At 66.4% G+C, this 13,318-nt stretch carries 13 protein-coding genes; 7 read left to right on the top strand and 6 right to left on the bottom strand.

The genetic code is table 11. From position 1 onward, the window contains the following. Window positions 1-67: 67 nt before the first annotated feature. On the bottom strand, window positions 68-490 hold the full coding sequence (locus B0B01_RS03700) for an HIT family protein (RefSeq protein WP_076647561.1): 423 nt from the start codon (window positions 488-490) through the stop codon (window positions 68-70). A gap of 226 nt (window positions 491-716) precedes the next feature. On the opposite strand from B0B01_RS03700, the gene ctaD reads away from it, so the two are divergent. Next, on the top strand, window positions 717-2,393 hold the full coding sequence (gene ctaD / locus B0B01_RS03705; RefSeq protein WP_076647565.1) for a cytochrome c oxidase subunit I: 1,677 nt from the start codon (window positions 717-719) through the stop codon (window positions 2,391-2,393). A gap of 228 nt (window positions 2,394-2,621) precedes the next feature. Continuing rightward, entirely contained in the window at window positions 2,622-3,113 is a 492-nt protein-coding gene (locus B0B01_RS03710) for a DUF2244 domain-containing protein (RefSeq protein WP_076647569.1), read from the top strand. A 25-nt stretch (window positions 3,114-3,138) separates the two neighbouring features. On the opposite strand, the gene B0B01_RS03715 is transcribed toward B0B01_RS03710, so the two are convergent. Then, window positions 3,139-3,603, bottom strand: coding sequence for a GatB/YqeY domain-containing protein (locus B0B01_RS03715; protein ID WP_076647575.1), 465 nt, complete (start codon window positions 3,601-3,603; stop codon window positions 3,139-3,141). Between the two features lie 190 nt (window positions 3,604-3,793). Between B0B01_RS03715 and carA the strand changes: the two genes are divergently transcribed. After that, window positions 3,794-4,936: a glutamine-hydrolyzing carbamoyl-phosphate synthase small subunit gene (gene carA, locus B0B01_RS03720; RefSeq protein WP_076647578.1), complete on the top strand. Its 1,143-nt coding sequence runs from the start codon at window positions 3,794-3,796 to the stop codon at window positions 4,934-4,936. 98 nt (window positions 4,937-5,034) lie between these two features. Beyond that, a complete protein-coding gene (locus B0B01_RS03725; RefSeq protein WP_076650038.1) occupies window positions 5,035-6,963 on the top strand; it encodes a glycosyltransferase in 1,929 nt (642 codons plus the stop codon). 322 nt (window positions 6,964-7,285) lie between these two features. Here the strand turns inward: B0B01_RS03725 and B0B01_RS03730 are convergent, their stop codons facing one another. After that, window positions 7,286-7,942 (bottom strand): GntR family transcriptional regulator, encoded by a 657-nt coding sequence (locus B0B01_RS03730; RefSeq protein WP_076647581.1) that lies wholly within the window; start codon window positions 7,940-7,942, stop codon window positions 7,286-7,288. A gap of 104 nt (window positions 7,943-8,046) precedes the next feature. On the opposite strand from B0B01_RS03730, the gene B0B01_RS03735 reads away from it, so the two are divergent. Then, complete coding sequence (locus tag B0B01_RS03735; protein WP_076647584.1) at window positions 8,047-8,691, top strand: pyrimidine 5'-nucleotidase; 645 nt, start codon at window positions 8,047-8,049, stop codon at window positions 8,689-8,691. An 89-nt stretch (window positions 8,692-8,780) separates the two neighbouring features. Then, window positions 8,781-9,974, top strand: a complete 1,194-nt coding sequence (locus B0B01_RS03740) for a UbiH/UbiF family hydroxylase (protein WP_076647587.1) — start codon at window positions 8,781-8,783, stop codon at window positions 9,972-9,974. Window positions 9,975-10,003: 29 nt separating this feature from the next. On the opposite strand, the gene B0B01_RS03745 is transcribed toward B0B01_RS03740, so the two are convergent. The 3 genes from B0B01_RS03745 to B0B01_RS03755 form a co-directional block, all read right to left on the bottom strand. After that, window positions 10,004-11,128, bottom strand: a complete 1,125-nt coding sequence (locus B0B01_RS03745; RefSeq protein ID WP_076647590.1) for an aminotransferase class V-fold PLP-dependent enzyme — start codon at window positions 11,126-11,128, stop codon at window positions 10,004-10,006. 105 nt (window positions 11,129-11,233) lie between these two features. Beyond that, complete coding sequence (locus B0B01_RS03750; RefSeq protein WP_076647593.1) at window positions 11,234-11,689, bottom strand: Lrp/AsnC family transcriptional regulator; 456 nt, start codon at window positions 11,687-11,689, stop codon at window positions 11,234-11,236. Window positions 11,690-11,705: 16 nt separating this feature from the next. Further along, window positions 11,706-12,161 carry an Lrp/AsnC family transcriptional regulator gene (locus tag B0B01_RS03755; RefSeq protein WP_076647596.1) on the bottom strand — a complete coding sequence of 152 codons (456 nt, stop codon included), beginning with the start codon at window positions 12,159-12,161 and terminating at the stop codon, window positions 11,706-11,708. 132 nt (window positions 12,162-12,293) lie between these two features. Between B0B01_RS03755 and ilvC the strand changes: the two genes are divergently transcribed. Continuing rightward, a complete protein-coding gene (gene ilvC / locus B0B01_RS03760; protein WP_076647599.1) occupies window positions 12,294-13,316 on the top strand; it encodes a ketol-acid reductoisomerase in 1,023 nt (340 codons plus the stop codon). The last annotated feature ends 2 nt before the right edge of the window (window positions 13,317-13,318 follow it).

Here is a 13,318-nt window from a genome sequence, read left to right on the forward strand (position 1 = left end):
CGGGGGTTCCTTCCGGTTCCGAAGCGGCCCTGCAGGCGGGCTGCGCGGGGAGCGCGATCAGGGGCGTTCAGCCCTCGGCCAGCACGGCGCGAATCTTTTCGGCATGGGCGGCGATCTCTTCCTGGTCGCCCATGTGCCCGGGCGGCAACAGCCGGTCCCCCTCGCGGCGCGGGAGCACATGGAAATGCAGGTGGAACACCTCCTGCCCGCCGATGGTCTCGTTGAACTGCTGAACCGTGACCCCGCCGGCACCGAACGCCTTCATCACCGCGTGGGACAGCTTCTGCGTGGTCGCCATGCAGGCCGCAAGCTGGGCCGCGCTTGCGTCCAGCAGGTTGCGGCAGGGGGTCTTCGGAATCACCAGCACATGCCCCGGCACGCGCGGCATGATATCCATGAAGGCGAGCGTCTCGTCATCTTCGTAAACCCGCGTCGACGGAAGCTCCCCGCGCAGGATCCTGGCGAATATGTTGTCGGGATCGTAAGCCATGGGCTCAAACCTTTCTCACTAGGGGCGCGGAATATCCGGGCCGGGGCGGATGGAAAGAGGACGGGACCGGATCGCAGGGCCGTGCCGGCCGGCGCCGCGGCCCCGGTCCATATCCTGTCCGCACCTTCAACTCCACCATTGAAGCATCTTGTTCTCCACTCTAAAAGCTATTGTGATAGCCGACCAGCAACCAGGCCGGAACAGATTCATTCAACGGGAGGCCCCCATGGCGGACGCAGCCATTCAAGAACAAGGGCAGGACGGAAAACACGGTTTCTTCACGCGGTGGTTCATGTCCACGAACCACAAGGACATCGGCATCCTCTACATGTTCACGTCGGCCTTCGTGGGGCTGATCGCGGTCCTGCTGTCGGTCTACATGCGGCTCGAACTGATGGAACCCGGCGTGCAATACATGTGCATGGAGGGGGCGCGGCTGCTTCCTTCGGCCGGGGAATGCACGCCGAACGGGCATCTCTGGAACATCATGGTCACCTATCACGGCGTCCTGATGATGTTCTTCGTGGTGATCCCGGCGCTGTTCGGGGGGTTCGGCAACTATTTCATGCCGCTGATGATCGGCGCGCCCGATGCCGCCTTCCCGCGCATGAACAACCTCAGCTACTGGCTTTATGTCGCCGGCACGAGCCTGGCGGTGCTGTCGATGTTCGTGCCCGGGGGCGATGGCCAGACCGGCGCCGGCGTCGGCTGGGTGCTCTATCCGCCGCTTTCCACCCGTGACAGCGGCATGTCGATGGATCTGATCATCTTTGCCGTGCACCTGTCGGGGGCGTCCTCGATCCTCGGCGCGATCAACCTGATCACCACCTTCCTCAACATGCGCGCGCCCGGCATGACCCTGTTCAAGGTGCCGCTTTTCGCCTGGTCGATCTTCGTCACCGCATGGATGATCCTTGCCGCGCTGCCGGTGCTGGCAGGTGCCATCACCATGCTGCTGATGGACCGCAACTTCGGCTTTACCTTCTTTGATGCCGCGGGCGGGGGCGACCCTGTGCTTTACCAGCACCTGCTGTGGTTCTTCGGCCACCCCGAGGTCTATATCGTGATCCTGCCCGGCTTCGGCATCATCAGCCACGTGGTCGCGACCTTCTCGAAAAAGCCGATCTTCGGCTATCTGGGCATGGTCTGGGCGCTGATCGCCATCGGCTTCCTCGGCTTCGCGGTCTGGGCGCACCACATGTTCACGGCCGGCATGTCGCTCCAGCAGCAGGCCTATTTCCAGCTTGCCTCGATGACCATCGCCGTGCCGACCGGCATCAAGGTCTTCAGCTGGATCGCCACCATGTGGCGCGGCTCGATCGAGTTCAAGACGCCCATGCTCTTCACCATCGGCTTCCTGTTCCTGTTCACCATCGGCGGCGTGACCGGCGTGGTCGTGGCGCAGGCTTCGGTCGATCGCTACTATCACGACACCTATTACGTCGTCGCGCATTTCCACTATGTGATGAGCCTCGGCGCGGTGTTCGCGATCTTTGCCGGCGTCTATTACTGGTTCGCCAAGATGTCGGGGCGCCAGTATCCCGAATGGGCCGGAAAGCTGCATTTCTGGATGTTCTTCATCGGCGCGAACCTGACCTTCTTCCCGCAGCACTTCCTGGGCCGTCAGGGGATGCCGCGCCGCTATATCGACTACCCCGAGGGCTTCGCCTTCTGGAACCATGTCTCGAGCATCGGCGCCTTCATCTCCTTCGCCTCGCTGATACTGTTCATCGGCATCGTGTTCTACACGCTGTTCGCGGGGCGGCGGGTGACCAGCCCGAACTACTGGAACGAATATGCCGACACGCTGGAGTGGACCCTTCCCACCCCGCTGCCCGAGCACACGTTCGAAGACCTGCCCAAGCCCGAGGACTGGGAGCGCCACCCGCACCCGGCCGGCTGAGCAGACTTCCAGCACGACAAATGATCCCGCCCGAAGCCGCTTCGGGCGGGATCGTCATTTCGGGCCGGGCGCCATTTGGCGGCTTTATCCGTGCCGGGCCCCGCACGCGCTCTCGGGCGCAGACGGGCAGCGCGCCCCCGTTCTCCCCCGCCCGTGACTTTCCCGCACCGCAAGGTGCAGCACGGCGTTCCGCCGGCGGCCGGCCTGTGCTAGGCTCGTGGTCTGATCATGCCATACGACTGGAACAGGACCGAAGCGGGCAGCAATGTGCAGGAGCTTCATCTCTGGCCGCATCAGTCCCTGCGGCCAAAGGGCTATGCCTGGTTTCTCGGCATCACCTTCGCTCTCATGGCGCTGCCGCTTGTCGCGCTGCTGGGCACTCCGGTGCTCTGGGGCGTGCTGCCATTCGTGCTGCTCGTGGTCGGCGGCATCTGGTTCGCGCTGGACCGCAACCGGCGCGACACGCAGATCCTGGAAATCCTGACCCTGACCGGCGACATGGCGCGGCTGGTCCGGCTCGACCCCCATGGCGAGCGGAAGGAATGGGCCTGCAACCGCTACTGGGTCCATGCCGAGATGCACGACGCCGACGGCCCCGTGCCGCATTACGTGACGCTGCACGGCGCCGGGCGCGAGGTCGAGATCGGGGCCTTCCTGTCCGAAGACGAACGCCTGTCGCTTTACGACGACCTGAACATCCGGCTGCACCGCAGCGGCTGAGCCCGCCACCGGCCGGCCCGCGGGCCTATTCGCCGCAAAGCCGCGCCTTGACCATGGGGCCGACCACGGCAAAGTTCATCTGCCCGCCGTATTGGGCCTTGAGGTCGGCCATGACCCGGCCCATGTCGCGGATCGACCCGGCCTCGAGCCGAGTGATCGCATCATCAATCGCCGCCTCGACCTCGTCATCGGTCAGCTGGCGGGGCAGGAATTCATTGATGATGCCGATCTCGTCGCGCTCGTGTTCGGCAAGGTCGAGCCGCCCGCCCTCCTCATAGGCATGCGCGCTTTCCATGCGCTGCTTGACCATGCGACTCAGGATCGCGAGGATCTCGGCATCGCCAACGCTGGCGTCGCCTTCCTGCGCGCGGACAGCGATATCCTGATCCTTGATCGCCGCATTGATCAGGCGAAGCGTCGAAAGGCGGCTCGTGGCCCTTTCTTTCATCGCCTGCTTGATCGCCTCGCTGATCCTCGTGCGCATATCCATGTTTCGGGCTCCATCCGGCCAGTCAGGGGTGCGGAGATTATCCCTGCCCGCGGGACAAGACAACCGTCTGCGATAGCGCCACCGCCTTGCAACCGCCCACCCGCACAAACCGGCGCGCGAGCGGGTTGACCACATCCGGCCCTGCGCGTAAACCGCAGCCAACCACCCGCCGCAGCAGGAGAGTCGCGCCATGGCCCCATCCAAGCCAACCGCCTGTCTCGCCCTTTCCGACGGCACCTTGTTCCCGGGTCACGGCTTTGGCGCCACCGGGCAAGGCACGGGCACCCCCGCCTTCAGCACCGCGATGAGCGGCTACCAGGAAGCGCTGACCGACCCCGCGAGCGCCGGTCATATCATTGTCTTTACCTTTCCGCATATCGGCAACACCGGCACCACCCCCGAGGACGACGAATCCGGTGTCGCCACAGCCGCCGGCCTCGTGCTCGGCTGCGCGCCGGGTGCGCCGAGCAACTGGCGCAACCGCCAGCCGCTCGATGCCTGGGCCAAGGAAAAGGGGCTGATCGGCATTCATGGTGTCGATACCCGCCGCCTTGCCCGCGCCATCCGCGACCGCGGCGTGACGGGCGCCGCGCTGATCCACGATCCGGCCGGCAATATCGACGCGACGGCCGCGCTTGCCACGGCACGCGCCATGGCCGGCACGCAACCCGACTCCGGTGCACCAAACACCGCGAACGACTGGACGCAGCCGCTCTGGACCTGGCCCGAGGGCTATGGGCAGGCCGGCACCGCGCAGCATAGCGTGGTGGTGATCGACCTTGGCGCCAAGCGCAACAGCCTGCGCGCGCTCGTCTCCGCAGGCTGCGCGGTGCAGGTCGTCCCCGCCAGCGCCACGATCGAAGAGGTGCTTGCGCTGAAGCCGGACGGGGTGTTCCTGTCGGGCGGGCCCGGCGATCCGGCCGTTGTCGCCGAAACGGCGCTGCCCCTGATTCGCGCGCTGCTCGCGCAGGAGGGGATTGCGCTCTTCGGCACCGGACTTGGCCATCAACTGCTCGCGCTGGCGCTCGGGGCGCAGGTGCTGCGCCTGCCCCACGGGCATCACGGAACGAACCATCCGGTCATGGATCTGGCCACCGGCAAGGTCGAGATCACCAGCATGAACCACGGGTTTGCGGTGGACGCCCGCTCGCTCCCCGCCGGAGTGGTCGAGACCCACCGTTCGCTGTTCGACGGCACCAACTGCGGGATCCGGGTCGAGGGCCGCGCGGTCTGGTCGCTCCAGCATGGCCCCGAGGCCAGCCCCGGCCCTCACGACAGCCTGCATCACTTCACGCGCTTTGCCGCGGCCATGGCGACGGGCGCGCTCGCCTGATCGCGGGGCGGCGCAGGTTCGTCACACTCATTTTAACCGCCTGTTAACAAAGCCTGTTCAATCTTGGCGCGAGTTTCGTTCTTGCGTCCGGTATGTTCATGGCGACCCTTCTGCAGTTTCACGACCGGTCAACGCCCGCGCGCCAAACGCCGCGGGTGCATGTCCTGCTCGGGCGTCAACTGGTCCGCATGGGCGCGATCCGCGCCGATCAGTTGCTGAAGGCGCTGCGCCTGCAGCCAACGCTGGACGCCCCGATCGGGGAAATCCTTATGGCCGAGGGCTGGGTCGAGCCGGACCAGATCGAGACCGCGCTCGCGGCGCAGCACCGCCTGCCCCGCGCCGACCTGCACCGGGATCCGCCGGAATCGTCGCTCTGCCGAAGCCTGCCGTCGTCATTCTGGCTGCATCACCGTGTCATCCCGTGGAAACGCCAGGACGGGCGCGTGCTGGTGGCGACATCGCGGCCGGACCAGTTCGAGGCGCTTCGGGGACCGCTTGGCGACGTATTCGGGGATACCGCGCCGGTCCTGGCGGGTGACGCGATGATCGCGGCCGCCATAGCGGCAGAGTTTTCGCAGGATCTTGCGGCCTCGGCGAGCGAACGGGTCGCGCCCGAATACAGTTGCCGCAACTGGCGCCATACGAATCGCACGATCCTGCCCGCGGTGCTCGTGCTCATGGTGCTGGCGCTCGCGCTCGCGCCCGCGCAGGTCTTTGCCATGCTCTGCGTTCTGGCGGTCGCGTCGCTCACGCTCTTTGCCGTGCTGAAGCTCGTCGCGGCGAGTGCGAATTTCCTGGCCCCGATCCCCGATGCCGGGCCACCCGCGATGCCCGCCGGCAAACCCCTGCCGCGCGTATCGGTGCTGGTGCCGCTGTTTCGCGAGCGTGAAATCCTTGGCGACCTGCTGGCGCGGCTCGACCTTCTGACCTATCCGCGCGCCCTGCTCGAGGTGATCCTCGTGCTCGAACAGGAAGACGACGTGACCCGGGCGACGCTGTCCGAACACAGCCTGCCCGGCTGGATCCGCGTGATCGAGGTTCCGGCCCATGGCGGCCTGACGACCAAGCCCCGCGCAATGAACTATGCGCTGGATTTCTGTCGCGGCGACATCATCGGCGTCTGGGATGCCGAGGACGCCCCCGAACCCGACCAGATCGAGACCGTGGCCGCCCGCTTTGCCGTCGCCCCGCCCGAGGTCGTCTGCCTGCAGGGCGTGCTCGATTACTACAACCCGCGCACCAACTGGCTCGCACGCTGCTTCACCATCGAATATTCAGCCTGGTTCCGGGTGATCCTGCCCGGAATCGCGCGGCTTGGCCTCGTGGTGCCGCTCGGCGGGACGACGCTGTTCTTCCGCCGCAGCGTGCTCGAGGAACTGGGGGGATGGGATGCGCATAACGTGACCGAGGATGCCGATCTCGGCGTGCGGCTCTGCCGGGCCGGTTATCGCACCGAGATGATCCCGACCACCACCTATGAAGAGGCGAACTGCCGCCCCTGGCCCTGGATCAAGCAGCGTTCGCGCTGGCTCAAGGGGTTCATGGTGACCTATCTCGTGCATATGCGCGACCCGCTGGGGCTGCTGCGCGATCTCGGACCGTGGCGGTTTCTCGGCGTGCAGACGTTCTTCATCGGAACGCTCAGCCAGTTCCTGCTGGCCCCGGCGCTCTGGTCGTTCTGGCTGATCCTGGCCGGGCAGCCGCATCCGCTGCTGACCGGGCTCGCATCCTCCACAGTGATGGGGCTTTGCGCGCTGTTCCTGGCCGTCGAAGTCCTCGGGATCATCCTGGGTGCGGCCGGTGTCTGGCGCGGCGGCCGGCGCTCTCTCGCGCTTTTCGTGCCGACGATGATCTTCTATTTCCCGCTCGGCTGCATCGCCGCCTACAAGGCGCTTTACGAACTGCTCATGCGGCCCTTCTACTGGGACAAGACCCAGCACGGACATGCCGCGCCCGAAACCGGCTCCCCCGCGCAGCCGGTCGCCCAGCCGGTGCCGGGCCCGGATCCGGTCGGAGCGATCCCCTGAGCGCAACCCGCGCGGCGCCCGATCGGGACCACGGCATCGGGATTACCGTCCTCGGGATCACCCTCATGGCACCCTCTCCGGCGCTGTCCTCACTCCCGGCGCGCAGCGGTGCCACCCGAAGGCAAGGCCCGTGTGCCGCCCGGGGCGGGTCGGCCACCCTGCCGTTTTCGCACCGCCGCTGACCCGGCGGAGCCTCTCTCACGACCCTGCAAGGCCGCAAGCGCTAGCCCCGGTTCCGCCGGCCGATGGCCCGAAACAGAACCGCCCGCCCCTGCCGCGGCGGGGCGCCCGGGCACGCGGCGTGCACAATCGGCGTTCCGGTTCAGCCGCCCTGCTGTTCCCGCGCGTCGGCATCGCGGCGCAGGCGGGTCATGAAGGCATCCGAGATATGCGCGCGCACCGCCTTTTCGGCGGCCTCTTCATCGCGGGCAGCGATCGCGGCCACGATGCCCTCGTGCTCTTCCTGCGCGACCTGGCCCCGCCCTTCGGCGGCGAGCGACGTGCTCGCCATCAGCGCCATGGTGCGATAGACGAGATCGAGCTGCTGCACCAGATAACGGTTGTGCGACGCCAGATGGATCTGCTTGTGGAAACGCCGGTTCGCCCGCGACAGCGCCACCGGATCCTCGATCAGCCGGTTGTCGGCGGCCACCATCTCGCGCAGCACCGCCACCTCTTCGCTGGTGGCGTGGCGGGCGGCAAGACGCGCCGCCAGCCCCTCGAGTTCGCGGCGCACCACGTAAAGCTCGGCCATCTGATCGTGATCGAGCGTCGCCACGATCAGCGACCGCCCGTCGCGCTCCAGCAGCGACTGCGTTTCGAGCCGCTGCAGGGCCTCGCGGACCGGGGTGCGCGATACGCCGAACCGCTCCGCCAGTTCGCTTTCCACCAGCCGGTCGCCCGGACGGTAAAGCCCCGCGTCGATGGCCCGCACGATCATCTCGTAGACATCCGCCGGCTGTTTGCTGACATTTCCCATGAGGATGCGCCTCCCCTGACACCGCGCTCTTACTAGCGGCGATATTCGCGCCGGATCAAGCCCGGTCGTTGCAAAGGCCGCCGCCGCGGCATAGATCACGGGGCATGACGCGCACGCATTTCTCACATGTAAAGCACTGGGTGTTCGACCTCGACAACACGCTTTATCCGGTCGAGGCCCGGCTGTTCGACCAGGTCCGGGCGCGCATGACCGATTATCTCATGGACAAGCTGAAGCTCGGCCGCAGCGAAGCCGACCGCCTGCGCCACGATTACTGGCGCCGCTACGGCACGACGCTTGCCGGGCTCATGCAGGAACACGGAATCGAGCCCGGCCCCTACCTGGCCCATGTGCATGATATTTCCTTTGACACGCTGGTGCCCGACGCGGTGCTGGCCGGGCACATCGCCGGCCTGCCGGGGCGGCGCATCGTCTATACCAACGGCAGCGCGGCCTATGCGGCGCGGGTGCTGGCCGCGCGCGGGCTGTCGGGCGTGTTCGACGCGGTTTACGGGGTCGAACATGCGGGTTTTCGTCCCAAGCCCGAGCGGGCGGCTTTTGAAACCGTCTTTGCCCGCGACGGGCTGCAGGCCGACCTTGCCGCCATGTTCGAGGACGACCCCCGCAACCTCACCGAGCCCCATGCCATGGGAATGCGCACCGTTCACGTCGCCCCCGAACGCGACACGGGGCTTCATATCCACCACCACACCGACGACCTGAGCGGGTTCCTGGCAAAACTGGTCTGAAGGCGGCTGCCCGCGCGCCGTCGGCCGTTGCCGCTGGCCTGCATCCCGCCGCCGCATTATGCTGCCGTCGCAAACGGCGCGGAGGCACCATGGACGAGGTCGATATCCTGATTTCCGGCGGCGGCATCGCCGGGCTCGCGGCCGCGGCCGGTTTCGGCAGCGCGGGGTTCCGCGTGCTCTGCGTCGATCCTGCCGCGCCGGTCACCGAGCGCGACGCGGCCGGGTCCGATCTGCGGACCACCGCCTTTCTGCAGCCGGCGCGCGCGCTGCTCGACCGCTGCGGGCTCTGGGACCGTCTTGCGCCCCATGCCATGCCGCTCGAGGTGATGCGCATCATCGACGCCGGCGGCGCCCGGCCCCAAGCGCGGGTCTCGCGCGCTTTTGATTCGGACGAGCTTTCGGACCTGCCCTTCGGCTGGAACCTTCCGAACTGGCTGCTGCGGCGGGAATGCCTGGCCCGGCTCGACGATCTGCCCGGCGTCACCTTCCGCCCCGGCATCGGCACCACGCACCTGTTCACCCGCAGCGAAAGCGCCCGCGTCACGCTGAGCGACGGCAGCCGAATCCGCGCGCGCCTCGTGATCGCCGCGGACGGGCGCGATTCGCCCATGCGGCAAGCGGCCGGCATCGGCGTGCACACGATCCGCTACGGGCAGAAGGCGCTGGCCTTCGCGGTCAATCATCCGGTTGCCCATGACAGCGTCTCGACCGAGATCCACCGCAGCGGCGGCCCGTTCACGCTCGTGCCGCTGCCGGATTACCAGGGCGCACCGTCCTCGGCGGTCATCTGGATGGAACGCGGCCCGCGCGCGCGCGACCTGTTCGACATGGAGGTCGCGCAGTTCGAAGCGGCGATGACCGAGCGCTCCTGCGAGATCCTCGGCCCGCTGCGGCTGGCATCGCGGCGCACCATCTGGCCGATCATCAGCCAGAAGGCGGCGCGCATGACCGCAGAGCGCGTTGCGCTGATGGCCGAGGCCGCGCATGTGGTGCCACCGATCGGCGCGCAGGGGCTGAACATGTCGCTTGCGGATCTGCGCGCCCTGCTGGATCTGGCCGAATCCGCTCCCGCCGACCTGGGCAGCGCCTCGATGCTCGACGCCTATCACCGCGCGCGGATTCGCGACATCCGCCTGCGGGTGCACGGGATCGACCTGCTGAACCGCGCCTCGATGGCAGGGGCGCGGCCGCTGCGCGACGCGCGGGCGCTCGGGCTTGATGCGCTTTATGGCCTGCCGCCGCTGCGCCGGGCGCTGATGCGGATGGGGCTCGGCGCGCGCTGATGTGACGCGCGCCGGTCCGTTCTTTCTGATCAGAGAACCTTGTCGAGCACCTTCTTCAGCCGCTCGATGGTGCCGTCGACATCGTAAAGCTTGTCGAGGCCGAACAGGCCGATGCGGAAGGTGCTGAAATCCGCCGGCTCGTCACAGGCGAGCGGCACGCCGGCCGCGATCTGCATGCCTTCGGCCAGGAATTTCGAGCCGCTCTTGACGTCGGGGTCGTTGGTATAGCTGACGACCACGCCCGGCGCACCGAAACCTTCGGCCGCGACCGAGGTGATGCCGCGTTCGCGCAGCAGCGCCCGCACGCCGTTGCCAAGATCCCACTGCGCCTGTTCCAGCTTGTCGAAACCGTAGTCGCGGGTTTCGAGCATGGTATCGCGGAAGGCACGCAGCGGATCGGTCGGCATGGTCGTGTGATAGGCATGACCGCCGGTTTCATAGGCCACCATGATCTGGCGCCATTTCTTGAGGTCGAGCGAAAAGCTGTCGGATTCGGTTTCTTCGAGCCGCTTGAGCCCGCGCTCGGACAGCATCACGAGTCCGGCCGAGGGCGAGGCGCTCCATCCCTTTTGCGGCGCCGAGATCAGCACATCGACGCCGGTGGCCTTCATGTCCACCCAGACCGCGCCGCTGGCGATACAGTCGAGCACCATCAGCGCCCCGACCTCATGGGCCGCCTCGGCCATGGCGGTGATGTAATCGGCAGGCAGGATCACACCCGCGGCGGTCTCGACATGGGCGGCGATCACCACGTCGGGACGAATCTCGCGGATTTCCTTCGTCACCTGCTCGATCGGGGCCGGCGCAAAGGGGGCCGGACGGTCATTGCCGGTCTGGCGTGCCTTCAGCACGTGGCTTTCGCGGGTCTTGACCCCGGTTTCGAAAATCTGGGTCCAGCGGTAGGAGAACCAGCCGTTGCGCACCACGAGCGTGCTTGCGTCGCGCATGAACTGGCGCGCGACCGCTTCCATCGCATATGTCCCGCCACCCGGCACCACGGCAACGGCATCAGCCTTGTAGACATCCTTCAGGATGTCCTGAATGTCGTTCATCACCTTCTGGAAGGTCTTCGACATATGGTTGAGCGAGCGGTCGGTAAAGACGACCGAGAATTCCTCAAGGCCCTCGGGATCGACAGTATCAAGCAGTGCCATTGCAGTCTCCATGTTGTTCGTTGCAAGATCATTAGCGAGGACGAATGGATATTGCAAAGATGTTTCCGTGCGGTCACAATCGGCCGGTCACGGCCCGCCGATGCGTCAAAGCGGGCCGGGCAGCCGCTCCTCGCTCAGCAGCACGTTCGCCTCGACCTCGCCGGCGCCGGGCAGGGTCATGATCCGGCGGCGCAGCAGGCGTTCGAAATCCGCCAGGTCGCGCGCAACGATGCGCAGCCGGTAATCGAAACGCCCGAGCACATGTTCGACCAGTTGCACCTCGGGGATGGCGCTGACCGCGCGCTCGAAATCCTCGAGGCTCACGTGGCTCTTGCGGTCGAGCTTGATGCCAAGGAACACGGTCACGCCAAAGCCGAGCGCCGCCCGGTCGAGCACGAGCTGGCGCCCGTTGATCGCGCCGCTGTCGCGCAGCCGGCGCAGACGCCGCCAGGCGGCCGGTTGCGACAGCCCGCAGCGCCGCCCGAGCGCACCGGCGCTCAGCGTCGCATCGCGGACCAGCGCGCGCAGCAACTGGCGGTCGATATCGTCGAGGTCGATCATGGCCCGCCGGTTCCGTTCATACGGGCAGCGCCTCTTCGTTCTTCACGCGTGAAATCAGCATTAGGGCCTCCACATCGGCGATATGGGGCAGGGTGAGGATGCGCTCGCGGTAGATCTGCCGGTAATGGACCAGATCGCGGGCGATGACCGAAAGGCGCAGATCGACGCGGCCGAGAAAGCTTTGGATCTCCAGCACCTCGGGCACCTCGCGCGCGGCGGCGGTGAATTCGTCAAAGGCGAGCGGCCGGGTCTTGTCGAGCGCGATGCGCAACGAAACCTCGACCGCATAGCCAAGCGCATGCCAGTCGATCACCGCGCGCTGGCCCTTGATGATCCCGCCCGCCTGCATCCGTTCAAGCCGGCGCCAGCAGGTGGCGGCGGTGATCCGGCAACGCTGCGCCAGGTCGGCCGTGGACAGCGCCGGATCCGCCTGCAACTGGCGCAGGATGCGGCGGTCGATGTCATCAAGCATGATACACCCGGAAAACTGCAGTATCGCGAATTGATATTGCGCATTTTGGCGGAAATCATGGCGGCGGACAATCGCCTTTCTCGCCTGTTCTGGCTAAACAGCGCCGACAGCAACCGAAAAAGGAGTTGTGCCATGCGCGTTTATTATGACCGCGACTGCGACATCAATCTGATCAAGGACAAGAAGGTGGCGATCCTCGGCTATGGCAGCCAGGGGCATGCCCATGCGCTGAACCTGCGCGACTCGGGGGCGAAGAACGTCGTCGTCGCCCTGCGCGAAGGGTCGGCTTCTGCGAAAAAGGCCGAGGCCGAAGGGCTCAAGGTCATGGGCATTGCCGAGGCCGCCGCATGGTGCGACCTGATCATGTTCACCATGCCCGATGAACTCCAGGCCGAAACCTACCGCAAGCATATCCACGACAACCTGCGCGAAGGTGCGGCGATCGCTTTTGCCCACGGCCTGAACATCCACTTCGGCCTGATCGAGCCCAAGCCCGGCGTCGACGTGATCATGATGGCCCCCAAAGGCCCCGGCCACACCGTGCGCGGCGAATATGTAAAGGGTGGCGGCGTGCCCTGCCTTGTCGCCGTCGAGCAGGACGCATCGGGCCGTGCGCTCGAACTGGGCCTGTCCTACTGCTCGGCCATCGGCGGCGGACGCTCGGGCATCATCGAGACCACCTTCCGCGAGGAATGCGAGACCGACCTGTTCGGCGAACAGGCGGTGCTCTGCGGTGGTCTGGTCGAACTGATCCGCATGGGCTTCGAAACCCTGGTCGAGGCCGGCTATGCGCCGGAGATGGCCTATTTCGAATGCCTGCACGAAGTGAAGCTGATCGTCGACCTGATCTATGAGGGCGGCATCGCCAACATGAACTATTCGATCAGCAACACCGCCGAATACGGCGAATATGTCAGCGGCCCGCGCGTGCTGCCGCGCGACGAGACCAAGGCGCGGATGAAGGCCGTGCTCGACGACATCCAGTCCGGCAGGTTCGTGCGCGATTTCATGCAGGAAAACGCGGTCGGCCAGCCGTTCTTCAAGGGAACGCGCCGCCTGAACGACGCCCACCAGATCGAAAAGGTCGGCGAAACGCTGCGCGGCATGATGCCCTGGATCTCGGCCGGCAAAATGGTGGACCGCGAAAAGAACTGATC

It is taken from the genome of Pontibaca methylaminivorans, from assembly GCF_900156525.1.
Classification (GTDB): domain Bacteria; phylum Pseudomonadota; class Alphaproteobacteria; order Rhodobacterales; family Rhodobacteraceae; genus Pontibaca; species Pontibaca methylaminivorans.

Coding starts and splice junctions, on each gene's coding strand:
- B0B01_RS03740 (WP_076647587.1), top strand. CDS start 8,781: ATGGACGAGGTCGATATCCTGATTTCCGGCGGCGGCATCGCCGGGCTC.
- B0B01_RS03750 (WP_076647593.1), bottom strand. CDS start 11,689: ATGATCGACCTCGACGATATCGACCGCCAGTTGCTGCGCGCGCTGGTC.
- B0B01_RS03710 (WP_076647569.1), top strand. CDS start 2,622: ATGCCATACGACTGGAACAGGACCGAAGCGGGCAGCAATGTGCAGGAG.
- B0B01_RS03735 (WP_076647584.1), top strand. CDS start 8,047: ATGACGCGCACGCATTTCTCACATGTAAAGCACTGGGTGTTCGACCTC.
- ilvC (WP_076647599.1), top strand. CDS start 12,294: ATGCGCGTTTATTATGACCGCGACTGCGACATCAATCTGATCAAGGAC.
- ctaD (WP_076647565.1), top strand. CDS start 717: ATGGCGGACGCAGCCATTCAAGAACAAGGGCAGGACGGAAAACACGGT.
- B0B01_RS03745 (WP_076647590.1), bottom strand. CDS start 11,128: ATGGCACTGCTTGATACTGTCGATCCCGAGGGCCTTGAGGAATTCTCG.
- B0B01_RS03715 (WP_076647575.1), bottom strand. CDS start 3,603: ATGGATATGCGCACGAGGATCAGCGAGGCGATCAAGCAGGCGATGAAA.
- B0B01_RS03755 (WP_076647596.1), bottom strand. CDS start 12,161: ATGCTTGATGACATCGACCGCCGCATCCTGCGCCAGTTGCAGGCGGAT.
- carA (WP_076647578.1), top strand. CDS start 3,794: ATGGCCCCATCCAAGCCAACCGCCTGTCTCGCCCTTTCCGACGGCACC.
- B0B01_RS03730 (WP_076647581.1), bottom strand. CDS start 7,942: ATGGGAAATGTCAGCAAACAGCCGGCGGATGTCTACGAGATGATCGTG.
- B0B01_RS03700 (WP_076647561.1), bottom strand. CDS start 490: ATGGCTTACGATCCCGACAACATATTCGCCAGGATCCTGCGCGGGGAG.
- B0B01_RS03725 (WP_076650038.1), top strand. CDS start 5,035: ATGGCGACCCTTCTGCAGTTTCACGACCGGTCAACGCCCGCGCGCCAA.